We start from the raw sequence: 22,768 nt of genomic DNA on the forward strand, positions 1-22,768 counted from the left end.
CGCGGGGGGGGGGCCCCCCGCGGGGGGGGGGGGGGGGGGGGGCCCCCGGGGGGGGGGGCCCGCGGGGGGGTGGGGGGGGGGGCGCCCCCCCCCCCCACCACCACCGCGCTGATGGACGCGCAGGCGTCGGCGCCCGCGGCCATCGCCCCGGCTCCGTCCACCTCCCGGTCATCGGCTGCGCCGAGTGCGTCGGCGTCGCCTTCGGCCTCGCGTTCCGCGTCGCCGAGTCCGTCGAAGTCTCCGTCGCCGAGTGCGTCGCGTTCGGCGACGTCCGCTCCGCCGAGCCCGTCGGCGAGTGCGAGCCGCTCCCCCAGCCCGTCGAAGCCGCCGGCGCCGTCGGGTCCGACGCTGCGCTACGGGGACTCGGGGCCGGAGGTGGAGAAGCTCCAGCGGTTGCTGGCGGCACAGGGACTGTTCTCGTCCAAGGTCAACGGCAAGTTCGACTGGCGCGTGGAGAACGCCGTGTCGACCTTCCAGTTCAACAACGACATCAACGAGGAGTGGGGCGTCTACGGCCCGCTCACCCGCAAGGCCCTGGAGGGCTGAGGGCCGCGCCTGCGACGGTGCCCGCCGCTGATTGGCGTCGACCGCCCTTGTTTTGTATCGTGGAGGAACAAAGTGGTTCCGTCCGCACTCCCTGACCGGTGGACGGAACCGCTTGTTCTCTTTTCCCGCCCGTCTGGAGCCCAGTCGATGCCGGCCAGCACCACCACCACCGCACCCGTAGTCCTGACCGCCAAGGCCTTGCTCCTGGACATGGACGGGACGATCGTCAACTCGGACGCGGTGGTCGAGCGGTGCTGGCGCGACTGGGCGGTGTCCCACGGGCTGGACCCGCAGGAGGCCCTCGAGGTGGTCCACGGCCGCCAGGGCTACGCCACCATGGCGGTGCTCCTGCCGGACCGCCCGATGGAGCTCAACCACGCGGAGAACGCGGTGATGCTCGCCCGCGAGACCGCCGACGTCGACGGCGTGGTCCCCGTTCCGGGCGCTCCGGAGTTCATGGCCGCTCTCGCCGGCCTGCCGCACGCTCTCGTCACCTCGGCCGACGCGGCCCTGGCCACGGCCCGGATGACGGCTGCGGACCTGCCGATGCCGGAGGTACGGGTGACGGCCGAGTCCGTCCGGGCCAGCAAGCCGGACCCGGAGGGCTTCCTCAAGGGCGCCGCCGCCCTGGGTGTCGCCCCGGCCGACTGCATCGTCTTCGAGGACTCGGCCGCCGGCATCGCCGCGGGCCGGGCGGCGGGCATGCGCGTGATCGGCATAGGCCCCCGCGCGGCCGCCCACACCCCGACGGCCCACGCGGAAGACCTCCGCTCCCTGCGGGTGACGGCGACCGCGGACGGATCGATCGAGGTAACGGTGGGCACGGCGGCCTGAGAACGGCCGGCGGCGGCGAGCAACCCCTGCCGGGGTAGCGGCTTGGGTTTGGCGGGGCCCCGGCCGGTCGACGGTGGAACGGGTTGGGGGTTTCCCGGCAGCCCCGCTGTCCTTCCGCGTCGGGCCGGCCCGTCAAGGGCGCTCCTCCTTCGTCGTCGCGTCGCTGCCCGCTCGCCTTCGGCGACCCTTGACAGACCGACCCTCCACGGAAAGACAAGGACTGCCGGGAAACCCCCAAAAGAACGGGCCGGGAGGAACAGCGACAACCGGGCCGGGCTGGGATGTCCGACCCTGCCTCGACCCAGCCGCCACACCCCCAAGCCCCTCCAGGCCACCGGCCGGGGTGAGCAGGCGCCCCCTCCCCCCCAAATGTTGACCAAAAGAGCCCGGCACGGGGATGGGCGCGTCAGATCGCTACGCGCTCCTCACGTCCCGGCGTCCGACGACCGTCTGGGGCTGATCTCGCACCGGATCGCTACGCGCTTCTCGACGACGGCGTCCGACGGTCTGAGGTCGTTCCGGTTTGGCGGACATCCGGAGATCCGGGCGTGCGCCTGGGAGGCCTGGGGCCGCAGGCACGGACACGCAGGTGGAGGCGCGGGCCCAGCGGGCCCAGCGGGCCCTGGAGCCCGGGGCACAGGCACACAGGTCCGCAGGTCAACGGCCCCGGAGAGACCCTGTCGCCCCCGGCCCCGGGGGCGACAGGCCACCCGCGGGGCTGGGGGCCGAGAGCTCCAGCGGGCACGGGGCCAAAAGGCGCGGCCGGAGGCGCGGGCCGGAGGCGCAGGCCTTGGCCCGCAGGCTGGGGCGGAGCCGGGAGAGCCACACAACGGGGGCCGCAGGCCCGGGCCGCAGGCCCGGACCCGGGGGCCTGCGGCGACCTGCCCGGGCCGTCGCGAGGCGCCCGGGGCGCCTCGCGAGGCGAGACGTCAGCCCGTGATCGCCTCGTACAACGAGAACACCGCCAGTGCCGCCATGACCGCCGCCGCCACCTTGGTGATCAGGCGGAGCGGCACGTACTTCATCAGCGTGCGACCGCCCAGGATGCCGATGCCCGCGACCGCCCACAGGGCCAGCACGGCGCCGAGGCCCACCGACACGGGGTTGTCGTAGCGGGCCGCGAGGTTGGCGGTCATGATCTGCGTCAGATCACCGAACTCGGCCACCAGGATCAGCATGAACCCGGCTCCGGAGACCTTCCAGAACGACTGGTCGGCGGGAGCCTTGACCTCCTCCTCCCCGTCGCTCTTCTTCAGGAGCAGCATCGCCGCGCCCGCCAGGAAGAGGACGCCCACGACCGCCTGGACGAGCCGGTGCGGGAGCAGGGTCAGCACGCTGCCCGCGGCGATGGCCAGCGCGACGTGCACGGCGAAGGCGGCGGCCACGCCCGCGAAGACGTACGAGGCGCGGTAGCGGGTGCCGAGCATCAGGCCGGCGAGGGCCGTCTTGTCGGGGAGTTCGGCGAGGAAGACGACGCCGAAGGCGATCGCCATGACGGTGAAGCTGAACACGGAGGAGGAACCTCAATCGGTCGGGCAGGACGCCATCGGTACCGAGAGACCTGGGGTGTGTCAGGGGTCGCTTCGGCTCGGCGGCGCCCTGATTGCGTATGCGCGCACGAACGCGCTTCCGCATGGACAGGACACTGCGGCCGAAGGTCTCGCTGGCCGGCCACCTGCGGTGACCTGCCTCCGGGCGCCGGCTGGGATGACCCAGCAGTATGTCGACGGTCCGGCGAAGAGCTACTCCCCTTCTGCTCCGAACAGAGTACGCGACGCCCACCCGCGCCCGGAATAGGCCTTTGGTCCCAAGGAAAACGGCCCCACACGCGGAACCTCAACTTCCGTTTGAAACAGGGGACTTGCACGACTTGATGTGACGTGCACATGTCGCCAAGCTGTCACCTGGCGCCCACCCCTGCGAAACCCGGCGCCGACAGCATGGCCGCGCCCCGCCGGGGTGCCGCACGACCACATCCCCCCACCCAGGGAGCCCCTCATGGCACTCATACCCAACGTCTACGCGCGTCGACTCGGCGTGCTCGCCTCCGCCGCGGCGCTCGCCGCGCTCACCTCCCTCGTCAGCGCCCCCGCCGCCCAGGCCGCCCCGCCCACCCCCATCAGCGCCGCGGCCGCCCGCGCCTACCTGGCGACGGTCACCCCGCGGGCGGAAGGCTCCAACGCCGGCTACAGCCGTGACCTCTTCCCGCACTGGAGCACCGTCTCCGGCACCTGCAACACCCGCGAGACCGTCCTCAAGCGGGACGGCGTGGGCGTCGTCACGGACTCCTCCTGCGCCTCGGTGAGCGGCAGCTGGTACTCCGAGTACGACGGCGTCACCTGGACCGCCGCCTCCGACCTCGACATCGACCACGTCGTGCCGCTCTCCGAGGCCTGGCACTCCGGCGCCAGTTCCTGGACCACGAGCAAGCGCCAGCAGTTCGCCAACGACCTCACCCGCCCGCAGCTCATCGCGGTCACGGACAACGTCAACCAGGCCAAGGGCGACCAGGACCCCGCCGAGTGGCTGCCGTCGCGGACCGCCTACCGCTGTACGTACGCGCGGATGTGGGTCAACGTGAAGCAGTACTGGGGCCTGAGCATGGACTCCGCCGAGAAGACGGCGCTGGTGAACGTCCTGAACGGCTGCTGACCCTTCACCCTCCCATCCCTCCCGCCTCTCCCCCGCCAGGGGGAGGCGCGGCTCCCCCTCCCCGTCGTACCGTGATCCAAGGGGATATGGAGGAGGGGGAGTTGCATGGCCGGATTGCGTCTGGGGCCACTGCTGCGCCATGTCGACTGGGACACGGGCCGGTCGGCGACCATATGGGTCGAGGCGGACCGCCCGTGCACGGCCGAGGTGCGGTGCGCGGACGGGGCGGGCGGCAGGGCGCGCACCTTCCAGATAGCCGGCCATCACTATGCGGTCGTACCGGTGACGGGCCTGAGCCCGGGTGCGGTGACGGAGTACGAGGTGCTGCTCGACGGGGTGCGGGTGTGGCCGCTGCCCGACAGCCGCTTCCCTGCGAGCACGATCGCCGCTCCGGCCGTGGCGGGCCCGGGCTCGGCCCGGCCCTCCCCCGGCGTGCGGATCACCTTCGGCTCCTGTCGTCAGGCCGCGCCGCCGGCCGGACGGCACGGGAGGCACGGCCCGGACGCCCTCGACACCCTCGCGGCGCGCCTGGCCGCCGACCCGGAGGCGGTGCGCCCGGACGTCCTGCTGCTCCTCGGCGACCAGGTGTACGCGGACGCGCTGTCGACGGAGACCCGGAAGTGGCTGGCCGCCCGGCGGGATCTGCGGGAGGCGCCGGGCGCGCAGGTCGCGGATTACGAGGAGTACACCCGGCTCTACTACGAGTCCTGGCTCGATCCGGAGATCCGCTGGCTGCTGTCGACGGTGCCGAGCCTGCACATATTCGACGACCACGACGTCATCGACGACTGGAACACGAGCGCGGCCTGGCTGGCGGAGATGCGGGCGACGCCGTGGTGGCAGGAGCGGGTGCTCAGCGGGCTGATGTCGTACTGGGTGTACCAGCACCTGGGCAATCTCTCGCCCGCCGAACTGGAGGCCGACGCCCTGTATGCGGCGATACGGCAGACGCCTGACGGCACGGATGCGCTACGGGCGTTCGCGTCGGCGGCGGATGCCGATCCGGGCACGGTGCGCTGGAGCTACCGGCGCGACTTCGGCCGGACCAGGCTCCTCATGGTGGACACCCGCGCGGCGCGGGTGCTGGCGGAGGACGGGCGGGCGATGCTCGATCCGGCGGAGCGGGACTGGCTGCGGGAGAACGCCCTGGCCGGGCACGGCGGTTACGACCACCTCCTCATCGGGTCCTCGCTGCCGTGGCTGATGCCTCCGCTGATCCACGACGCCGAGACGTGGAACGCGGCGGTGTGTCGTGGGGATCGAGGACCGCGGTGGGCGCGGATCGGGGAGAACCTGCGGCGGCGCAGCGATCTGGAGCACTGGGCGGCGTTTCCGGCCTCGTTCGCGATGCTGACGGATCTGATCGAGGAGGTGGCGACGGGGCCGCGGGCGCCGGCGACGGTGGCCGTCCTGTCCGGGGACGTGCACCACGCGTATGTCGCCGAACCTCGAATACCCAGTACGGCGCGGGTGTTCCAGCTGACGTGCTCGCCCGTGCACAACTCCATCCATACCGCCGTGAAGTGGGGCTTCCGGTTGGGCTGGTCGCGCACGGGTCGGTGGCTGGGCCGCGGCTTCACCCGGCACGGGCGCACGGGCCGCCCGCCGCTGAGCTGGCGGCGTACGGCCGGTCCCTGGTTCGGAAACCAACTGATGACCCTGACGCTCTCGGCGCGCACGGCGCGGCTCCAACTGCACCAGGCGCGCAAGAAGGGCAGGACCGGCGCCGAGCTGGAGACCGTGTTGGACCGGGAGCTGACGGAGCCGGTGTAACGGGCGATGCGGCTGACACACCTGAGGTCAGGGGCGGCCCCGGGGGTTCAAGGGGTGGACTCCGGGCGTACGCTGTATGGCTGTCAGCCGCTCCTGCCGCTCCCCCGCGACGTCGCGGCGCTTCATGCCGCAGCACGTCAACCGGACTGGGGAGTCCCGCTTTGTTTGAGACTCTGGGGTCGCTGACCGCGAGCCCATGGATCTACGCCGTGGTGGCCGTGTCCGTCGTGCTCGACGTCTTCCTTCCGGTGCTGCCGAGCGGGGTACTGGTGATCACCGCGGCGGCCGCGGCTGCGGCCGCCGGGGCGGCGGGGCCCGTGCCGGTGCCCACGCAGGTCCCGGACATCCTCGCCCTGCTCGTGATCGCCACGACGGCGTCGGTGCTGGGTGACATGGCGGCGTTCCGGCTGGCTCGGCGCGGCGGGGCGCGGCTGGACCGTGCCATCGCCCGCTCCCGCCGGCTGACCCGTGCCCATGAGCGTCTGGGCACGGCCCTGGCCCGCGGCGGCGGGGCCCTCGTCGTGATCGCCCGCTTCGCCCCGGCGGGGCGCTCGGTGGTGTCGCTGGGCGCGGGCAAGACCCACCGCGAGGTGAAGGACTTCCTCCCCTGGTCGGTCCTGGCCGGGATGGCCTGGGCCGGCTACAGCGTGGCCCTCGGCTACTTCGGCACCCAGTGGCTGGGCACCCAATGGCTCGGCACCGCCCTCTCCCTGGTGGCCCTCTTCGCGGCGGGCGCCCTGGCCGCCTTCCTCCTCCGCCGCCCCCGCCCCGCCCCGGCCGCGTAACCCACCGAGGACGGCAGCAGCCAGGATCCAGCCCCTCCGGCGATCGAGGAGCGGGGTCCTGGGCGGAGCCCCGGTCACGGGAAGGGGCGGGGTGGGGAAGGAAGGCCCCGCGCAGCGGATCGCCTCCCCCGGCCGGAGCAGCGGCTCACCCGTTCACCCGGCCCCGCGCGCCGTGCCCGGGCCGGGCTCCTAGCGTCCGAAGGACGGTGCGCAACCGAATCCGCGTCACATCCGTGCCCTGGCCGCGCCGTTTCGAGGAGCCGAGGAGTTCTCTCCATGCACGCCACGCCGCCGCACGCCAAGCCCCCCGCCCAACCCCTCGGCAGCGGACACGGCGCCCGCGCCCGCCGCCGCGTCACGGCCGTCGCCGCCGCGACCCTCGCGGTCGCCGCCGTCACCCCCGCCACGCTCGCCGCCGCATCCCCTTCCGCCACCGTTTCCCCCAGCACCGTCGCCCCCGGCGGCCGCGTGGCCCTCAACCTCGAAGGCTGCGGCACCAAGACCGGCCGGGCTTCCTCCACCGCCTTCGGCGAGGTGCTCCTGACGCCGGGCAACCTCCAGGCCACCAACCTCTTCGCCAACGCCACCATCTCCCGCAACGCCTCCATCGGCACCCATCGGGTCCTCTTCGAGTGCGGCAACCCCCGCGGCGAGCAGGTCTCCATCTCGATCCAGGTCATCTCGGGCGCCGCCCGCGGCGGGATCGGCGGCAGCTTCGCCTCCATGAGCACGGGTCAGATCGCCGCGGGCGGAGCGCTCGCCGCCGGCGCGCTCGGCACCGGCGTGTGGCTGCTGCGCCGCCGTTCGACCGCCTGAGCCCGCGGCGCCCCGTCGCGGGGGTGGCCGTTGGTCCCACCCCGCTCGGGACCTTCCCCACTCCCACCCCGTGATCGCCGCCGTCGACGTTCCGTGAACGGCAACCGGGCGCTGGAGTGGGCCGTGGCCCGGGCCCTCCTGTCAGGCGTGCCCCTGCGCGTCGTGCACGACCGCCGCTACGCGAGCGCGATCGGTTTCACCCTGGGCGGCTCGTCCTCCGGCGACGGGGGCGGCGACGACCCGGCCCTCGTCCGGGTCCGCGCGGCCCCGGAGGGGCGCTCCGGCCGGCCGCCGACACCGGACCCGTACGGTCTGGTCGTACTCGGCGCGAACGGTGCCGCCGCGGACGCCGGCGCCACGGCCTTCGCCTTCCGCGAGGCGGCACGGCGCGGGGCCCGCCTGCGGGTGCACGACGGGACGGCCGATGGGACGGCCGGGGCTCGGCTGCGTCCGTACGAGGAGCGCTTCCCCGAGGTGGACGTCGAGCTGGTGACGGCTCCGGACGACACCGCCGGCCGGCTGGTCGCCGCCTCCCGGGCCGCGGACCTGCTCGTCATCGGCCGCCATCGCAAGCGCCCGCCCTCCCGGCACTGAGCCCGGTCACCCCCACGGTGCTGCTCCACACGGGCTGCCCGGCCGCGGTGGTCCCCCCTTGCGGAGGGCGCCGTCCACACGGCGGCCGCGTGGCGGGCCCGTACGCTCCCGGCGTCACGCCGAGGCGGCGGCGGAAGCCTGCCCCCGTACCTGGAGGCCGTCGAGCAGCGCCGCCGTGGCCTCGGCGACGGCGTCCACGGCCGCCTCGAAGACCTCGTGGTTGTGCGCGGCGGGCGCTCTGAATCCGGACACCTTCCGTACGTACTGCAGCGCGGCGGCGCGGATCTCCTCCTCCGTGGCCTTCTCGGGGATGACGGGTGGGCGCAGGGTCTTGATGGAACGGCACATACCTCCACTATGCCGGGGGCAGTTCCGCCCCGGACAGCTTCATGATGAGCCCGGCCTGGATCCGTGCCCGCAGTTGCCGGTCCTCGACCGCGTCGAGGAGCCCGATGGCCTGCCGCATGGTCTCGGCGGCCCGCCGGTCGTCGCGCAGCGAGGCGGTCTGGGCGGTCATGTGTCGCAGCGCGATGTCGGCCCGGCGGTGGAACAGCTGCCCGATCAGGGTGACGACCAGTCCCACGGAGCCGGTCACGATCCCGAGGTACAGGTCTCCGGTGCTCTCGGCCTTCCACACGGCCGACCCCACCCCGAAGAGCAGGATCACCGCGCCCCCGGCGGCGAACCTCTGGCCGGCCGCGAAGCTGCTCCGGGCCTGCGTCAGCCCGTACGCGTAGTACTCGACGAGCAGCGGGGTGAACTCGTCGCGCCGGCCCTCGGGCGGTTCCGCCGGAGATCGTACGGCGCCCACGTCCTGGAACTTCGGAGCCCCGGGCCGTGCCTGGGGCACGACGGCGGCGACACCGGCAACGGCTCCCGACTCGGCGAGCCCGGCGAGCAGTCGCGCCCGCTCCTCCTCGCGCCGCCGCTCGAACCCGGTCCCCCGGACCCGCTCCAGCACCACCCACACCACCGCGACGACCCCGGCAGCCCCGCCCCACGCCAGCCACTCGCCCATCCCCCGACGATCCCACGGCCGCCGAACGCCGCCAAGGGGCCGGAGCCCTTGTGGCACAGTGACGCCATCGATCGCGACGCTCGGGGGGCACGGACATGACGACGCTCGAAAAGGGTGGAAACACGCCCATCGCCACACATCCGATCACCGCCTCGCTCCACTGCGCGGGCGCCCCCGTGGACCTCAGCGCCCTCCTCGTGACGGCGGACGGCAGGGTCCGGTCGGACGACGACATGGTCTTCTACAACCAGCCGTCCGCCGAGTCCGGCGCGGTCCGCCACCTGGCCGCCGACGCCTCGGGGCCCGAACGCGTCGAGGTGGACCCGTCCGCGCTGCCCGCCGAGGTGGACCGGGTGGTGCTGATCGCGAGCTGCGACCCGGACGACGCGGCCCGCACCTTCCGCGAGGTGAGCGACGTACGGGTGCTGTGCGCGCAGGCCGGCACGGAGCCGGTGGAGTTCCGCGTTCCGCCCCTCGCCGACGGCGAACGGGCCGTACTGCTGCTGGAGGTCTACCGCCGCGGCCCCGGCTGGAAGCTCCGTGCCATCGGCCAGGGCTACGCGGACGGCCTGGCGGGCCTGGCGACGGACTTCGGCGTGACGGTGGCGACCCCACCCGCGACCCCGACCCCGACCCCGCCCGCAACCCCGACCCCGACCCCGTCCGCGCCCAGGCCCCGCCCCCTGGGCAAGATCAGCCTGGCCAAAGGCGGCGCGGCCTCGATCGACCTGGACAAGCAGGACCGCGAGCTGGTGGTCACGGCCACCCTGGAGTGGGACGGCGGCAGCGAGCAGCGCCGCGCACGCGGGGCCGACCTGGACCTCTACGCCCTGTTCGTGCCCGCCTCCGAGGCCCGGCGCGGCACGGAGGAACCCGGCACCCTGGTCAAGACCGGCCCGACCTCCGCGAAGGAATCCAAGGCCGTCTACTACAGGAACCTGGGCTCACTCCACGAGCCGCCGTTCATCAAGCTGGACGGCGACGCCCGCAAACCCGGCCGCGAAACCGTCCGCATCACCCGCCCGGAGCAACAGGGGTACGTCCTGCTCTGCGCGTACTCGGCCCTCAGCAACGGCTTCGGCTCGTTCCGCAGCTTCGGCGCCCACGTGGTCGTCACCGACGGCCGCGGCTCCATGGTGACGGTCCCCCTCTACGAGAACACCAAGACCCGCTACTGGGTGGCCATGGCCCTCGTCGACTTCACGGCCCCGGACGGCGCGGCCATCCGCCACATCGAGGCGTACAGCGGCCGCATGACCGAGCGCCGCCCGGTCCTCCACCCGGACGGAACCATCCAGATGAACGCAGGCCCTGTGGAGTTCAAGCGCCCCGGAACCTAGACTGACGGGGCCATGAAAGATCCCCGAATGCAGGGAGATGTCCCGTATGGCCAAGCGAGGTAACAAGAAGCGCGCCCGCAAGAAGAAGAAGGCCAACCACGGCAAGCGCCCCAACGCCTGACGCGAAAGGCCCCCCGCCACGACCGGCGGGGGGCCTTCGTATCCGGCGACCACGGCCGATGCCTCATCGACCGCGAGCAGCCCCGCCTTCCGGCAGGTCGGTGACACGCCCAGCGGTCACCAGGTAGCCCGCGAAGCTCACGTCCGGCCGGGCCTTCGCCCACCCGTCCGCCTTCTCGACCGAAACCATCACGGTGGTGCCCGGAACCGGCAGGTTCACCTTGTCCGTCGCACCCGGGAGCACCCCGAAACGGCAGTGCACCTCGACGATCGACACCACCCTCACCGAGGTGGGTACGCGCCCCTCCCCCTGGCCGTGGTGCTCCTCGCGGAAGTCGATCGCGGCCGCACGTTCGCCACCGACGAGGGCGGCGTAGTCCTCCGGATCGACCTCCAGCAGCGCCCACGAAACGACGTCCCCCGGCGCGACGCCTTCCCGCAGCACCGCATCTGCCAGTCGTCGACCCAAATCGTGAGCGTCATGCCGCCATTGTCCGCCGCCCGCGGGCGGCCACTGATGCAAGCCTCCCGCAGTCGACGAGCGGATCGGTGAGGTCCGCCGCTCCCCACGCCCCCCCCACCATGCAGGCGCCGGACGGATCCGCGGCGGCACGTCCCCTACCGGCGTTGCCGGTAGGGCGTATGGATCGTCCGGCGTTCAGATGGATGTGACGGGCCCAGATCGAGCCGGGGCAGTTCGTACTCGGGAACGAGGAAGCTGCTGTACGTCTCCTGAGCGGAGGACTCGCCCCAGTACACGGCGCCGGCGACCACGAACCCGCCCAGCAAGCGCTCACCGAGGACGAAGGCCTGCGCGTCGTACCAAGGACCTGGAACCGCTTCGCGCAGTTCCGTCTCTTCCTCGCCGGACGCATGGCGGATGGTCAACGAGGGGTAGTGCGCCCGGACGGACAGGGCGCTGACGTTCTTGAAGAGGATTTCCAGTGTTGTGGAGAGGCCCTGCTCGTCGTCCTGATGCCCTCTGAGCAACAGCTGGCTGTGTCCGATGATGTAGGTGACCAGCCCGACAGGCCGCGCAAAGTTCACGGGCAGACGGGTCAAACTGACGTGTCGAGTCACTCCTGGTCCCCCTGACCCGCGAGACGGCCCGCATCGGCGTCCTGGCACGTTACCCGTGAGGTACGAGCGCCCATCCGGCAGGAGTCCGACCGGCTGTGCCCGTTGATGTCGGATGGAGATGCCGAAGGCCCCCCGCCAAGATCGGCGGGGGGGCCTTTGCACTGGTGGGCGCGGACGGTTTCGAACCGCCGACATCTGCTTTGTAAGAGCCGGATTAATCCCGGCGTTCTGGAGCCTCACGGATCTTGCGACCTGCGGCTAAGCCGCCGCCTCCCCCTCTTCGAAGATCGTTTGGGGGGAATTTAGGGGCCGCTTCCCCGCTCCTAGCTTCGGAGCCTCGGGCCAGATCTCCGTCCACTTCAGGTTACCCATAGCGCGCGCGTAGATACCCTGCAGGCCCTTCAGCCGTTCCAGCCGCATGTCCGGCGTCGGGTGCTGGTAGATCCGCTTGATCCCCGGCCGCAGGTGCCCCGCCTGGTCGTAGGCGAGAGACGCCTTCACCCCGAGCTGATCCTGGTACGTGTCGTGGGTATGCCGCAGGTCCCGCATGGTCAAGCCCGGCATGATGGGCTCCCAGGCCTCCCGCTCGGCCCTCCCCCGTGTCACCTCGAGCGCCTTCCGCCCATCCGCAGCCGGCCGGATCTGGGCCCGCGTGAAGTTGCTGCGGCGCCAGAACACGCCCGACGGGGTGCAGAAGATGTACGGGTGCGGCCAGACCTTCATGTGCTGCTCCAGCAGCGTCGCCAGGAACGGCGGGATGTCGATGTCTCGAGCGCGGTTACCGTTCTTCGGGGCTTCCAGGCGCAAGACGAGCCCGGTCTTCTTGCCGTCCTCGTCGCGGCCCTCGTACTCGGCCAGTTCCCCGACCTCCTCGTCAACTCGGATGATCGGGCACTCGAACCATCCTCCGTCGTGCGCCTGACGCCGAGTACGCAGAACATTGTCGCGGTGCAGCGCGGCACTCTCGCCCCAGCCAAGCCCCGTGAACGCGGTAGTCAGCACATGCAGGCCGACAGCCGGCCCGAGGCGACGCGCCATCTGGAGGACGACCTCGGGCGGGGCCCACTTCTCCTCGTCCGACTTCTTCGGCTTCGCCGTCGTCGATCCGGTGGGCAGCGTCCGGCGCCGACCGAAGAGGGGGTTCACCTCAAGGTGTCTGGCGTCAACCGCCCCAGTCATGATCGACGACATGAGGCTGACGGCATGGCCGGCGGTGACAGACTGGCAAGGCAACGCAAGCTGCCAGTCGTCCACGTCGAACCAGGTGATGTCGATCAGGGGGATGTGCTCCCACTTGGGGAAGATGTGCTGCTCCAGCAGGTTCCACCGCTTGGCCACTGTCGCACCCCGCTTCGGCTTCGCCTTCATCCACCGCCGAGCGAACACCCCGAACTTCGTCTGCTGCAGCGCCGGGTCGATGTACCGGCCGGCCCTGATGGCCGCCTCCTGCTTCTCCCCGTACTCCTCGGCCGTCTTCTTCGTCGGGAAGCCGGGCCAACTGCCCGGCTTCCCGTCGGGCTTCGTCCAGCGCGCCCGCCACGTGAACTTCGTCGTCTGCTTGCCGTTCCGTACCTTGTAGACCTTCTCGGCCCAGGCCATGGCAGCTCCCTTCCTTGGTCAGGCCCATGGTGATCCAGCCCGAGGCTGCAGGACGGCCTAGGAGCAGGAGACGGCCGATTCGAGTGACGGCATGCCAGGCGCCTGGGCCAGGTGCTCGTTGATGCAGGCGCGGCCGGCTTCAGTCAGCTGGCCATCGGCGCCGCACAGGCTGGGGTCGACATACACGAGGTTGTGCTCACCAGTCGAGTCGACCCACACGACTGAGTTGTCGGGAAGAGCACTACCGCACAGAACATGAACACACATTGGCACCCCGCCCGTTCACGATTGGGGCCCCACCATCAGCGTTCTGTCATGCAACCACACATGTGAGTGATATGTGGAGGGTTCGGAGTGACAGAAATGATCAGATGCGCCTACGCGCTGTCGCGGTCGGTCGGGTAGCTCAGCTCGCGCAGCATCGGCTGCACGCGGCGCCAAGCTTCCAGGTTGCGCTGCCGCTCCTCGGGCGTCGGCGTCTTCGATGCGCCCTTCACAATGACGGTCACGCTCGTCCCATCGGGGAGCTGAACGACGGCAGTATCCACGACGGCACCCTCTCGTTCGAGTTCCTCCTGCACCGTCAGAGGCAGGCCTTCAGCTTCAGGCCGCCCTGCCGGCTCGGCGGGCGCCACACCCGCCTTGACCGGGGCCCCACCGGCAAGCACCTGCTCCGGTGAGTCTGAGGTCCAGCCGACCAGCTGCGCGTAGGCGCGGATAGTCGCGTTGACCCGCGTGAGCGGCTTGCCCTGCTCGATGTTCTGCACAGTGGCGCGGCTGACGCCGAGGCTCTGTGCGACATCCTCTTGCGTCGGCTTGGGCCGGAGCGCCAGGCGTGCGGCCTTGAGTGCCTCACCGAGTCGTACCCAGTCCCTGTCCATGGCTCCTCATCATGCCCTAGGTCTCTGCAACCAAGAAGCATACTTCTCAGCCTTTGACCAGCGCTTTGGTAGTCAATCCGCGCCAAGAAGGTTGCACGGCGCACGCGACCGGCGCATACCTGTGCGCCCTGGCATGCGGTGCCGCAACCAGAAATTAGTCAATCCACGTAGGCGAACTGCTTGCGTTCGTAGTCAGACTGCGACTAGATTTTGGTTGTGAGGCCGAACGGGCAAGCAATCCGGGAGATCCGCAGAGCCAAGAACATCGGGCTGCGGATGCTCCAAGAAATGACCGGCTTGAACAGGGGCTACCTCTCCCGGCTGGAGAGGGGGCACATCCACGAGTCGGACGACGAGCAGGTCCGGAAGGTCGCCATCGCCCTACACGTGGCCCTGCAGGCCATAACCCACGAGGAGAAGACGTGACCGTCGACGCCCCCAAGGCGCCCACGCTCAAGGGCCCCAAGGCTCGGGCCTACGCCGCAGCCGCTCGGCGCGCGGAGAAGCGCAAGGCCGAAGAGGAGTTGGACCTCGTCCGCTGGGAGGTGGAGGAGGTCATCGAGAAGCAGCTGCTGCCCTACCGCAGCGTCCGTCTCCTGAAGGAGGCCTGCTACAAGCGCAAGGTCTACCACCACCAGGACAACGGGCGGATCACGTTCACCCCGGAGGACATCCGGATGGAGAACGCCCGCACCCAGATCGTCCCCATCGCCGCCTAGTCGGCTATGCGGCCCCGACCGCACCGGTTACTGCCAGGTCCCCGGCCGGCCAGGGCCTCCCGAAGTCCCAGCCTCCCCCGCACGCAATTGCGGAGAGAAGAGGAACCCCGATGTCCAACATCATGCCCGATCCGGTCGTGGACCTGATCGAGTCCCACTACCCCGAGCGGATCCAGGCCGCGGCCACGGAGCTGCGGAAGGCCCGCTGGATGTACCTGCTGCCGGAGTCGGTCGAGGCCCGTGAGCGGTCGATCTCGACGATGCACGCCGCGGCGAAGGTGCTGGCGACGTACCCGCAGCCGACGGAGGTCGTCCGATGAGCGCCCGCGACAAGCTGTTCCGCCTGGCCGTCAGCCAGGACATGGTGGCCGAGGAAGGCGCTGCGCAGCTGCTCGACGCCTACCGCGCCGAGGTGCTGGCCGAGGCCATCGCCGCCGCGAACGCCGAGTACGAGACGCAGGACGCTACGGCGGCGCGCAGTCCGTACAACGAGGGCGTGTTCGACGCCGTGTCCGCCCTGTACCGCCTCCTGAACGGAGGTGCCCGATGACCGCGCCGACGTCCGACATTGCCCGCCTGGACGCCGACCTGCAGTTCCTCCGCCTGAAGCGTGAGGCGGCCCAGCAGGAGGCCCGGATCCGTCGTGGCCTGCTCGGCGAGTACGGGCACCTGCTGCACGACGCCGACCCCGGCGCTGCCACCCGCCCCTTTCCCGACCTGCGCAAGGGCGTGTCCGCCCGACTCATCGACGGAGGCCAGTCGTGAGCACGACTGTCGGCACCCTCGCGGTGCACCTGACGGACGACCCCACCGAGATCCAGGCCGAACGGGCGGGCCAGTACTCGTGGCTGCGTCTCGGCCCCGTCACGCTCCACACGGACGGGTCCAGCCCGGAAGCCCTCCGCGTCATGGCCGCCGCCCTGCTCGACCACGCCCAGAGCATGGAGCAGCCCGTACAGCTGGAGCGTGTGGCATGACCGCCTACGTGCACGACGGCATCGAGTTCGACCTCGACGGTGACTTCGCCGACGTGCTCGGCGTGGTCTGGTCGTGGACGGGCGAGTGGTCGCCGGCCGCGGAGCCGATGCTCCGCTCGGACGTCCCGAGCCTGATGGCTCTGCCGCTGCCGGACGTCTACCACCACCACGGTCCGCTGATCCCGATCCGGCGGAAGACGGTGCCGCGGGCAAACCCCTTCGCGGAGTCCGTGGCTGCCGGCCTCGTCGAGACCGACACCGCGTTCGCCGCCCGCATCGGAGGCCGGCCGTGACCTTCCGCCGGATCGCTGTCCTGGATGCCCCCGCGGGCGCCGTATTCGCCACCGCCATGTGGTGGGGCCGCCGCAACTACCGAGGGAGCCACGATGGCCACTGACCGACTCGCCGAGATCACCGGCCGACTCCAGGCCGCCACCAAGGGGACGTGGGGCACCTACTACGACGGCGCCATCTACCACCTGGCCGCCGACATGCGTGTCCTCGACGACTCGTCCGGCCGGCAGATCGGCGGCATCCCCGACGGCGACGACAGGGCGCAGGCGTTCAACGACGCGATGTTCATCGGCCGCGCCCACGACGACGTCGCGTTCCTGCTGGGGCTTGTCGCCGACCTCGACGCCAAGCTGCGGATCGCCGAGGGGCAGACGCGGGACCGCGATGAGCAGCTGACCGAGCGGACCCGGCAGCTGAACGGGCTCCTCGACAGCCTGAGCTTCGACGAGCGGGCGGTCCCACGGTGAGCCTCCTCCACATAGGCCGGCCGCGTGGCCAGCACCGTGCCGTCGACCGCGTGGCCACCCTGGAACACCAGCTGGAGAAAGCCCGAGCCCTGGCCGCGGACCTGCAGTACCGCCTGACCATCGCCACCGCCGGGTGGGACAACGCCAACGCGAAGGTCAACCGCTTGCGGGACGAGCTGTCCCGGGCGGCCGAGGCCACGCGACAGAACCAGCAGGCCGTCTCCTCCCTCACCCGCGACCCATCCACCACCGACACCCAGCCGATCCGAGTGATCACACTCCACGAAGCCGACCGATGGGGGTACCTCCGATGACTACCTACCAGCTCGAGTTCGGGAAGCTCGGCGACACGTACCCCGTACCGCCGCTGACCGTAAATGCGGACGACCGGCACGAGCTTGCCCGCCGGGTCGAAGAGCACGCCATTCCATACCTGGCACCGGTCCTCACCGACCTCGGCCGTCCGGAACTCGCTGACTGTCTGTTCCGCACCGACCGAAACGCCACCTGCGGCGAGTTCATGTGGCTCGACCTCGCTGGCGGAGTCGGCGCCAGCTTCTGCGCGGCCCGCATCCGGACCGCCTAGAACCGCCCGGGACCGCGCATCCAACGGACCGCGGCCCCGGGACACCAACCCACCTCAGGGCCCTGCACCGCCAGGGCCCTGGCCCAGCACACCCTCTTGGAGCCCCAAGTGACCATCCACCTGTTCGGACCCGACCGCCAGCGCGTCGGCTACGAGGACCAGGAATGGGCCGTATGGGTCCTCGGCCTGGACGACGTCCACCCGAAACAGACCCTGTCCGAGGCCCTGGAACTGGCCGCCGAGCTGAACGCCACGTTCGCCGAACTCCGGCTCCGCGACAGCAGCGAGTTCGCGCCCGTCATGTACGCCGTCGTCCTCCACCGCGGCTACGCATGGAACCAGGCCGTCGAGCACTCCTTCGGCCTCGACTGCGGACACCCCGACTGCGGGCCCTGCTCCTTCAGCCGGACCGCACCGAAGGTGGCCAGCTGATGGCCGCCACGCCGACCGAGGGGCGCTGCCAGAGCTGCCAGCAGACCCGTCCGCTCTTCGAGTTCCAGTGGATCCCTGCCGGGTTCCACGAGTTCTACTCCGCCCAGCTGTGCACCCGCTGCCACAGCGCGGCCTCGCTGGAAGACGAGCAGGACGGTCTCGCCTTCGATGTCTTCGAGGTCTTCGAGGTGGCCGCATGAGCCCCCGTACCTGCGCCCAGTGCGGCGACGAGAACGGCCCCTTCGTTCGCGTCGGTGACCTGTGGATCTGCGAAGACCACGTCGACCCGAAGGACGGCAGCATCCGGCGAGTTGACGTCAAGGGCGGCCACTCCGCCCTCATAGACGTGGCGGATCTACCGCTCGTCTCGCAGTACACGTGGCGCCCCCTCAAGGGGCATAACGGAAAGCTCTACGCCTACGCCATGGCCGGCCGAAGTGCCGTCTATATGCACCGTCTGATTGCGGGCACACCTGCAGGCCTCGAGACCGACCACGTCAACGGCGATGGACTGGACAACCGACGCTCGAACCTGCGCGTCGCGACGTGCAGCCAGAACAGCGCCAACACGTGGAAGCCGCGTCGGTCCGACGGTTCGACGGCCACCTCCCGCTTCAAGGGCGTGACCTGGGATCGGTCCCGCAGTAAGTGGCAGGCGAAGATCACCGTCGACCAGCACTGCAAGAGCCTGGGGCGTTACGACTCCGAGGAGGAAGCCGCCCGAGCCTATGACGCCGCGGCCGCTGCCCGCTGGGGCGCCTTCGCCCGGCTGAACTTTCCCGTCACCAGGGAGGCCGCGGCGTGACCGGTACCACCGACGAGCCAGCCGAAGTAGAGCCCGGACTCTACGACATCGACGCCGAGCTGTATCACCAGGATCCGATCCCCGGCGGCAGTCTGTCCGCCTCCGGCGCCAAGTTGCTCGTGGACTGCCCGGCCCGGTTCAAGTACCAGCTCGACAACCCGCAACCCTACAAGCCCGAGTTCGAGTTCGGCACCGCGGCCCACACCGTGGTCCTGGGCGACGGCCCCGAGCTGGTCGTGGTCGACGAGGACCGATGGGACACCAACGAGATCAAGGCCCGTGTCGCTGCCATACGGGAAGCCGGCGGGGTCCCGCTGAAGCCGGAGGCGTACCAGCGGATCTGCGACATGGCCGACGTGATCGCCAATCACGCGGAGGCCTCGGAGATCCTCACCCCCGGCAGCGGCGTGGCCGAGCAGTCGATCTTCTGGCCCGACGGTCCGCTCTGGTGGCGCAGCCGGTTCGACTGGCTCCGCTCCGACCTGATCGGCGACTACAAGACCACCCGGTCCGTGCACCCCGACTACCTCAGCAAGGCCGTCCATGAGCTCGGCTACCACATCCAGGAGCACATCTACCGGCGCGGAGCCGTCGAGCTCGGCCTGCTCCCCGAGGGCGCCGCCTTCAAGTTCCTGTTCCAGGAGAAGCAGCCGCCGTACCTGGTCACCGTCGCGGAGCTCGACCCCGTGGCCCGACACGTGGGCGGCTACCTCACTCAGCTCGCGGTCGGCCACTACCTCTACGGCCGCGAGACCGGCCACTGGCCCGCCTACGTCGAGACCTCCACCGTCCTCTCCCTGCCGCCGTACATCGAGCGCCAGTACGCCTAGGAGCCCCCGTGTCCCAGCTTCCCCCGCCCGTCCAAACCGCTCGCCGCGGCAGCTCTGACGACGCCTCAGGCCAGTTCGCCTTCCGCCCTGCCAGCAAAGCCGGCCGAAAGGCCCGGCTCTCGATCCAAGGGATGTCCGGCTCCGGCAAGACCTGGACTGGTCTCAGCATCGCCCAGGGCCTCTCAGAGGGACGCCGCTTCGCCGTCATTGACACCGAGAAGGGGGCTGCCAGCCTCTACGCCGGAGTCGGCGGCATCCAGTTCGACACGCTCGCCATGGACCGCTACGACCCCCGAGACCTCGGCCGCGCCCTTTTGGCTGCTGGTCAGGCCGGATACCCCACGGTCTTCGTCGACAGCCTCAGCCACTTCTGGACGGGCACCGACGGCACCCTCGACCAGGTCGAGAGGGCCAAGGGCAAGTACGGCAACAACCAGTTCGCTGGCTGGAAGGACGGCACGCCCATCCAGAACGACATGGTGGCCGCGATCCTCGCCTACCCCGGCCACGTCGTCGCCTCGATGCGCTCCTACACCGAGTGGGTCCTGGAGGAGAACGAGCGCGGCAAGAAGGAGCCGAAGCGCGTCGGCACCCGGCCCGAGCAGCGCAAGGGCATCGAGTACGAGTTCGACGTAGCCGTCTCGATGGACATCGACAACCGGCTCGAAGTCCTCAAGTCCCGCTGCCCCGAGCTGAACCGCAAGGTCATCGACCGGCCCAACGGGGCCCGCGACATCGCCGCACCGCTCCTCGCCTGGCTCAACGCCAACCCCGAGCCCGCCGAGCAGTAGCAGCACTCGGGGTGCCGCGGCCCGAACCTGCGGCACCCCACCCCAAGCAGAGCACACGCGAGAGGACCACGCCATGACCCGTCGCCTCACCGTCGCCGAACGCCTCGCCACCGCCGAGAAGGACGTCCTTCTCGCCACGATCCGCCAGCAGTCCAGCTGGGACGAGTTCCTCGTCATGCAGGCCGTCCTTCACTACGGCGCGATCACCCCGACCTTCTCGTGCAACGACCTGCGCCAGCTGCTCCCGGAGATGGGTCACGGGTTCCTCGGCGCCGCCATCAACGGACTGCGGGCCGGCGGAGTCATCGAGGCCACGGGCGAGATGGTGCCGTCGACCCAGAAGTCCACCCACGGCCACCGCATCCACGTCTGGCGGCTCACCGGCCGCGGCGAGGAGATAGCCGCCAAGCGCCAGGCCGAGCGGCTCGCAGGCCGGAAGCAGGCTGCGTGATGGACACCCTCATCGACCTGGCCATCGTCGCCGTGTCCCTCACCGGCGCCTGGGTCCTGCACCGCTTCGCCCTCGACGACGACACCGCCCCGCCGGCAACGAACCGCCGAGCCCAGCTCCTCGCGGACCTCGCCGCCCAGCGGGCCCTTCGGAACACCGGCGTCGAGCAGGCGCCCGGCGACCCGTACAGCGACGACCGCATCACCGCCGAACTCTGCTTCATCCCCCACCAGACCCGCCGGACGGAGGAAGACCAGTGACCGGATCCATCAAGGCCAGCCGCACCTTCGACACCCCGACTCGCATCTCGCTGCCCGTCGAGACGTACAGCAACGACGTCGACTGGATCGCCGTCCAGCGGGTCGTCCAGGACGACCGCCCTCTGCCCGCCCTGACCCGCGAGGAGCAGCGCGCCGCCGCGCTCCTGCTGACCGCCGCCGGACGCAGCGAGCAGGACGCAGCCCGCCTCGTCGGAACACACCACCGGCAGGCGTCCCGGTGGAAGGAGCAGGTCGGCTTGAAGACGCCCAGGGTCTGCAAGGTCGAGGACTGCGAAGGGCAGATCAAGGCGCTCGGCCTGTGTCACCGGCACTACCAGCAGGAGCTTCGGCGCCGGAACCCCCAGCCGCCCAAGCCGGGGAAGACGACGTGCCGCCGCGGCCACGCCTACCCGGACTGCCTTGGCTACCGAAAGGACGGCAAGCCCTACTGCCGCCCCTGCGACCGCGCGGCCCGCAAGGCATACCGCGAACGCACCTCGGCGGCCACCCGCGACGACATGCGAAAGGCCGCCTGATGTCCGAGCTTCCCCGCCGCGTCCCAAACGGCCTGACGGTCATCGACCTCTGCTGCAAGCAGGGCGGTTCCTCGATGGGCTACTACCTGGCCGGCTTCGACGTCGTCGGTGTCGACCGGGAGCCGCAGCCGCGGTACCCGTTCCCGTTCATCCAGGCCGACCTGCGTGATCTCGACTCCGACTGGTTGGCACAGAACTTCGACGCGGTCGCCGGCTCCCCGCCCTGCTGGGCACACTCCGACCTCGCCCACCGAACCGGCCGCGAGTACGAGGACTTCATCCCCGAAACCCGCGCCCTCGTCGAGGCCTCCGGACTGCCCTACGTCATCGAGAACGTCGAAGGGGCGCCGCTCCAAACCCCGCTGATCCTCTGCGGAACGATGTTCGACGGCCTCCGCGTCAGCCGACACCGCCTCTTCGAGTCCAACATCCCGCTGACCGTCCCGCGGCCCTGCCCGAAGCGCCACCCGCTGCACTACACGCTCGACAAGCGGAAGGCCCACTACGGCCGGCTCGACCAGTGGCGGGACTTCGTGCAGGTCACCGGCGGCGGCAACTGCTCCCGCGCCGCAGCCTCCGACGCCATGGGCGGCCTCGACTGGATGACCAAGGACGGCATGAACCAAGCCGTCCCCCCGGCCTACACGCGATGGATCGGCCAGCAGCTCGCCGAGCACCTCGCACCCACCCCCGCCGCGGCCTAGCCACCCCTTTACCCGCACCAGCCAGAGAGAAGACGCCATGGGTTACGAGCTCCGCCGCCAGCTGCGGAACGCGCTCGGGCCGGACATCATCGGCCTGCAGCGGGCCGTGGCCCTCGAGATCACAGACGACGCCAACGACAAGACTCGCGAGAGCTACGTCGGGCTGGACGAGCTCGCGCGCTGGACCGGAGCCAAGGACAGCGTCGTCGTCCGTGACGCCCTCAAGCGGCTGGCCTCCAGGGGTTGGGAGTTCCGAATCCCGATCGGCAAGGGCAAGGACGGGCGCCTGTTGTACGCGGTGCCGGGCCGGCGGATGACGTTCCGTGTGCCCCCTTTCGAAGGGGATGCCGGGGCTACCCCTTCCGAGGATAAGGAGAAGCGGGGACTACTCCTAGGGGAAGCAGGGGCTACCCCTTCCACCCCTCAAGGGGAAGCAGGGGCATCTTCAGAAGATGCCGGGGCTCCTTCTGAAGATGCCGGGGCTACCCCCTTCCCCTCAGCCCCTCACTCTCCTCAAGAAGAGGAGGAGGCTTCCTCCTCCCCCGTCGCGGAGAACCTCGAAGCCTTCGGCGCCTTCTGGACCAACTACCCGAAGAAGCTCGACCGCGGCAAAGCCAAGGACGAGTGGATCGCGGCCATGCGCCGCGGCGAGGACCCGGCCGTCATCGTTGCCGCCGCCCAGGGCTACGCACGATCTGTGGCCGACGAGCCCAACCCCAAGTTCATCGCCTACGCCGCGAACTGGCTCCGCAACGAGCGCTACCACGACGAGTACCCCGAGGCTCCTGCCGGCCAGCCCAACCTCCGGGTTGTCGACGGCCAAAAGCACCAGCCCTTCCGGCTCAACCCGAACGCCAACTACGCGAACGGATTCTGAC

At 70.7% G+C, this 22,768-nt stretch carries 35 protein-coding genes and 1 pseudogene; 29 read left to right on the forward strand and 7 right to left on the reverse strand.

What is annotated here, in order from left to right; genetic code table 11:
• Positions 1 to 375 precede the first annotated feature (375 nt).
• Both ACFYYJ_RS12320 and ACFYYJ_RS12325 read left to right on the forward strand, forming a co-directional pair.
• Entirely contained in the window at positions 376 to 546 is a 171-nt protein-coding gene (locus tag ACFYYJ_RS12320; RefSeq protein ID WP_389131411.1) for a peptidoglycan-binding protein, read from the forward strand.
• Positions 547 to 693: 147 nt separating this feature from the next.
• Positions 694 to 1,380 (forward strand): HAD-IA family hydrolase, encoded by a 687-nt coding sequence (locus ACFYYJ_RS12325; protein WP_389131414.1) that lies wholly within the window; start codon positions 694 to 696, stop codon positions 1,378 to 1,380.
• Positions 1,381 to 2,309: 929 nt separating this feature from the next.
• Here the strand turns inward: ACFYYJ_RS12325 and ACFYYJ_RS12330 are convergent.
• The gene (locus ACFYYJ_RS12330; RefSeq protein WP_384579700.1) at positions 2,310 to 2,891 is read right to left on the reverse strand and encodes a TMEM165/GDT1 family protein; all 582 of its coding nucleotides are present in this window, start codon (positions 2,889 to 2,891) and stop codon (positions 2,310 to 2,312) included.
• Positions 2,892 to 3,387: 496 nt separating this feature from the next.
• Between ACFYYJ_RS12330 and ACFYYJ_RS12335 the strand changes: the two genes are divergently transcribed.
• From ACFYYJ_RS12335 to ACFYYJ_RS12355, 5 genes are all read left to right on the forward strand, one after another.
• The gene (locus ACFYYJ_RS12335; protein WP_385128882.1) at positions 3,388 to 4,032 is read left to right on the forward strand and encodes an HNH endonuclease family protein; all 645 of its coding nucleotides are present in this window, start codon (positions 3,388 to 3,390) and stop codon (positions 4,030 to 4,032) included.
• Between the two features lie 105 nt (positions 4,033 to 4,137).
• Positions 4,138 to 5,805: an alkaline phosphatase D family protein gene (locus ACFYYJ_RS12340; RefSeq protein WP_385359125.1), complete on the forward strand. Its 1,668-nt coding sequence runs from the start codon at positions 4,138 to 4,140 to the stop codon at positions 5,803 to 5,805.
• Between the two features lie 161 nt (positions 5,806 to 5,966).
• The gene (locus ACFYYJ_RS12345) at positions 5,967 to 6,590 is read left to right on the forward strand and encodes a DedA family protein (protein WP_385359127.1); all 624 of its coding nucleotides are present in this window, start codon (positions 5,967 to 5,969) and stop codon (positions 6,588 to 6,590) included.
• A gap of 276 nt (positions 6,591 to 6,866) precedes the next feature.
• Positions 6,867 to 7,406: a hypothetical protein gene (locus tag ACFYYJ_RS12350; protein WP_385128868.1), complete on the forward strand. Its 540-nt coding sequence runs from the start codon at positions 6,867 to 6,869 to the stop codon at positions 7,404 to 7,406.
• 93 nt (positions 7,407 to 7,499) lie between these two features.
• Entirely contained in the window at positions 7,500 to 8,000 is a 501-nt protein-coding gene (locus ACFYYJ_RS12355; protein WP_389131418.1) for a hypothetical protein, read from the forward strand.
• A 114-nt stretch (positions 8,001 to 8,114) separates the two neighbouring features.
• Here ACFYYJ_RS12355 and ACFYYJ_RS12360 read toward each other — a convergent pair whose 3' ends face one another.
• Positions 8,115 to 8,348 (reverse strand): DUF2277 domain-containing protein, encoded by a 234-nt coding sequence (locus tag ACFYYJ_RS12360; RefSeq protein ID WP_385128866.1) that lies wholly within the window; start codon positions 8,346 to 8,348, stop codon positions 8,115 to 8,117.
• A 7-nt stretch (positions 8,349 to 8,355) separates the two neighbouring features.
• Entirely contained in the window at positions 8,356 to 9,018 is a 663-nt protein-coding gene (locus tag ACFYYJ_RS12365; protein WP_385128865.1) for a hypothetical protein, read from the reverse strand.
• A 95-nt stretch (positions 9,019 to 9,113) separates the two neighbouring features.
• Between ACFYYJ_RS12365 and ACFYYJ_RS12370 the strand changes: the two genes are divergently transcribed.
• Together ACFYYJ_RS12370 and ACFYYJ_RS12375 are read left to right on the forward strand one after the other, a co-directional pair.
• On the forward strand, positions 9,114 to 10,358 hold the full coding sequence (locus ACFYYJ_RS12370; protein ID WP_389131421.1) for a TerD family protein: 1,245 nt from the start codon (positions 9,114 to 9,116) through the stop codon (positions 10,356 to 10,358).
• A gap of 46 nt (positions 10,359 to 10,404) precedes the next feature.
• A complete protein-coding gene (locus tag ACFYYJ_RS12375) occupies positions 10,405 to 10,479 on the forward strand; it encodes a 50S ribosomal protein bL37 (protein WP_099895366.1) in 75 nt (24 codons plus the stop codon).
• A 63-nt stretch (positions 10,480 to 10,542) separates the two neighbouring features.
• Here the strand turns inward: ACFYYJ_RS12375 and ACFYYJ_RS12380 are convergent.
• The 4 genes and pseudogenes from ACFYYJ_RS12380 to ACFYYJ_RS12395 all read right to left on the reverse strand — a co-directional run bounded on the left by ACFYYJ_RS12380 (position 10,543) and on the right by ACFYYJ_RS12395 (position 14,038).
• Positions 10,543 to 10,961: pseudogene (locus ACFYYJ_RS12380) on the reverse strand (DUF6578 domain-containing protein).
• Between the two features lie 135 nt (positions 10,962 to 11,096).
• On the reverse strand, positions 11,097 to 11,558 hold the full coding sequence (locus ACFYYJ_RS12385) for a hypothetical protein (RefSeq protein ID WP_389131424.1): 462 nt from the start codon (positions 11,556 to 11,558) through the stop codon (positions 11,097 to 11,099).
• A 258-nt stretch (positions 11,559 to 11,816) separates the two neighbouring features.
• Positions 11,817 to 13,157: a hypothetical protein gene (locus ACFYYJ_RS12390; protein ID WP_389131426.1), complete on the reverse strand. Its 1,341-nt coding sequence runs from the start codon at positions 13,155 to 13,157 to the stop codon at positions 11,817 to 11,819.
• Between the two features lie 377 nt (positions 13,158 to 13,534).
• Positions 13,535 to 14,038, reverse strand: coding sequence for a helix-turn-helix transcriptional regulator (locus tag ACFYYJ_RS12395; protein ID WP_389131427.1), 504 nt, complete (start codon positions 14,036 to 14,038; stop codon positions 13,535 to 13,537).
• 216 nt (positions 14,039 to 14,254) lie between these two features.
• Between ACFYYJ_RS12395 and ACFYYJ_RS12400 the strand changes: the two genes are divergently transcribed.
• The 20 genes from ACFYYJ_RS12400 to ACFYYJ_RS12495 all read left to right on the forward strand — a co-directional run bounded on the left by ACFYYJ_RS12400 (position 14,255) and on the right by ACFYYJ_RS12495 (position 22,767).
• Entirely contained in the window at positions 14,255 to 14,464 is a 210-nt protein-coding gene (locus ACFYYJ_RS12400) for a helix-turn-helix domain-containing protein (protein ID WP_389131429.1), read from the forward strand.
• Positions 14,461 to 14,757: a hypothetical protein gene (locus tag ACFYYJ_RS12405; RefSeq protein ID WP_389131432.1), complete on the forward strand. Its 297-nt coding sequence runs from the start codon at positions 14,461 to 14,463 to the stop codon at positions 14,755 to 14,757. Before ACFYYJ_RS12400 ends, ACFYYJ_RS12405 begins: the two co-directional genes overlap by 4 nt.
• A gap of 110 nt (positions 14,758 to 14,867) precedes the next feature.
• A complete protein-coding gene (locus tag ACFYYJ_RS12410) occupies positions 14,868 to 15,077 on the forward strand; it encodes a hypothetical protein (RefSeq protein ID WP_384727333.1) in 210 nt (69 codons plus the stop codon).
• Positions 15,074 to 15,307 carry a hypothetical protein gene (locus tag ACFYYJ_RS12415; RefSeq protein ID WP_389131435.1) on the forward strand — a complete coding sequence of 78 codons (234 nt, stop codon included), beginning with the start codon at positions 15,074 to 15,076 and terminating at the stop codon, positions 15,305 to 15,307. Before ACFYYJ_RS12410 ends, ACFYYJ_RS12415 begins: the two co-directional genes overlap by 4 nt.
• A complete protein-coding gene (locus tag ACFYYJ_RS12420) occupies positions 15,304 to 15,522 on the forward strand; it encodes a hypothetical protein (protein ID WP_389131438.1) in 219 nt (72 codons plus the stop codon). The genes ACFYYJ_RS12415 and ACFYYJ_RS12420 overlap by 4 nt, the downstream gene beginning before the upstream one ends.
• Positions 15,519 to 15,734: a hypothetical protein gene (locus ACFYYJ_RS12425; protein WP_389131441.1), complete on the forward strand. Its 216-nt coding sequence runs from the start codon at positions 15,519 to 15,521 to the stop codon at positions 15,732 to 15,734. The genes ACFYYJ_RS12420 and ACFYYJ_RS12425 overlap by 4 nt, the downstream gene beginning before the upstream one ends.
• Complete coding sequence (locus tag ACFYYJ_RS12430; RefSeq protein WP_389131443.1) at positions 15,731 to 16,027, forward strand: phiSA1p31-related protein; 297 nt, start codon at positions 15,731 to 15,733, stop codon at positions 16,025 to 16,027. Before ACFYYJ_RS12425 ends, ACFYYJ_RS12430 begins: the two co-directional genes overlap by 4 nt.
• Before the next feature lie 93 nt (positions 16,028 to 16,120).
• Positions 16,121 to 16,495 carry a hypothetical protein gene (locus ACFYYJ_RS12435; protein WP_389131446.1) on the forward strand — a complete coding sequence of 125 codons (375 nt, stop codon included), beginning with the start codon at positions 16,121 to 16,123 and terminating at the stop codon, positions 16,493 to 16,495.
• 50 nt (positions 16,496 to 16,545) lie between these two features.
• A complete protein-coding gene (locus tag ACFYYJ_RS12440) occupies positions 16,546 to 16,809 on the forward strand; it encodes a hypothetical protein (protein ID WP_389131449.1) in 264 nt (87 codons plus the stop codon).
• Positions 16,806 to 17,081, forward strand: coding sequence for a hypothetical protein (locus ACFYYJ_RS12445; protein WP_389131451.1), 276 nt, complete (start codon positions 16,806 to 16,808; stop codon positions 17,079 to 17,081). The genes ACFYYJ_RS12440 and ACFYYJ_RS12445 overlap by 4 nt, the downstream gene beginning before the upstream one ends.
• A 108-nt stretch (positions 17,082 to 17,189) precedes the next feature.
• A complete protein-coding gene (locus ACFYYJ_RS12450) occupies positions 17,190 to 17,513 on the forward strand; it encodes a hypothetical protein (RefSeq protein ID WP_389131453.1) in 324 nt (107 codons plus the stop codon).
• Entirely contained in the window at positions 17,513 to 17,713 is a 201-nt protein-coding gene (locus tag ACFYYJ_RS12455) for a hypothetical protein (protein WP_389131454.1), read from the forward strand. The genes ACFYYJ_RS12450 and ACFYYJ_RS12455 overlap by 1 nt, the downstream gene beginning before the upstream one ends.
• A complete protein-coding gene (locus tag ACFYYJ_RS12460; RefSeq protein ID WP_389131456.1) occupies positions 17,710 to 18,318 on the forward strand; it encodes an AP2 domain-containing protein in 609 nt (202 codons plus the stop codon). Before ACFYYJ_RS12455 ends, ACFYYJ_RS12460 begins: the two co-directional genes overlap by 4 nt.
• A complete protein-coding gene (locus ACFYYJ_RS12465; RefSeq protein ID WP_389131458.1) occupies positions 18,315 to 19,148 on the forward strand; it encodes a PD-(D/E)XK nuclease-like domain-containing protein in 834 nt (277 codons plus the stop codon). Before ACFYYJ_RS12460 ends, ACFYYJ_RS12465 begins: the two co-directional genes overlap by 4 nt.
• An 8-nt stretch (positions 19,149 to 19,156) precedes the next feature.
• Positions 19,157 to 19,939: an ATP-binding protein gene (locus tag ACFYYJ_RS12470; RefSeq protein WP_389131461.1), complete on the forward strand. Its 783-nt coding sequence runs from the start codon at positions 19,157 to 19,159 to the stop codon at positions 19,937 to 19,939.
• A 73-nt stretch (positions 19,940 to 20,012) separates the two neighbouring features.
• On the forward strand, positions 20,013 to 20,390 hold the full coding sequence (locus tag ACFYYJ_RS12475; protein WP_389131463.1) for a hypothetical protein: 378 nt from the start codon (positions 20,013 to 20,015) through the stop codon (positions 20,388 to 20,390).
• Positions 20,390 to 20,650, forward strand: coding sequence for a hypothetical protein (locus tag ACFYYJ_RS12480; RefSeq protein WP_389131466.1), 261 nt, complete (start codon positions 20,390 to 20,392; stop codon positions 20,648 to 20,650). Before ACFYYJ_RS12475 ends, ACFYYJ_RS12480 begins: the two co-directional genes overlap by 1 nt.
• Positions 20,647 to 21,186, forward strand: a complete 540-nt coding sequence (locus tag ACFYYJ_RS12485) for a helix-turn-helix domain-containing protein (protein WP_389131469.1) — start codon at positions 20,647 to 20,649, stop codon at positions 21,184 to 21,186. Before ACFYYJ_RS12480 ends, ACFYYJ_RS12485 begins: the two co-directional genes overlap by 4 nt.
• Positions 21,186 to 21,890, forward strand: a complete 705-nt coding sequence (locus ACFYYJ_RS12490; RefSeq protein WP_389131471.1) for an SAM-dependent methyltransferase — start codon at positions 21,186 to 21,188, stop codon at positions 21,888 to 21,890. The genes ACFYYJ_RS12485 and ACFYYJ_RS12490 overlap by 1 nt, the downstream gene beginning before the upstream one ends.
• A gap of 37 nt (positions 21,891 to 21,927) precedes the next feature.
• On the forward strand, positions 21,928 to 22,767 hold the full coding sequence (locus tag ACFYYJ_RS12495; protein ID WP_389131474.1) for a hypothetical protein: 840 nt from the start codon (positions 21,928 to 21,930) through the stop codon (positions 22,765 to 22,767).
• Position 22,768 lies beyond the last annotated feature (1 nt).

The organism is Streptomyces sp. NPDC002467 (assembly GCF_042889825.1).
Classification (GTDB): domain Bacteria; phylum Actinomycetota; class Actinomycetes; order Streptomycetales; family Streptomycetaceae; genus Streptomyces.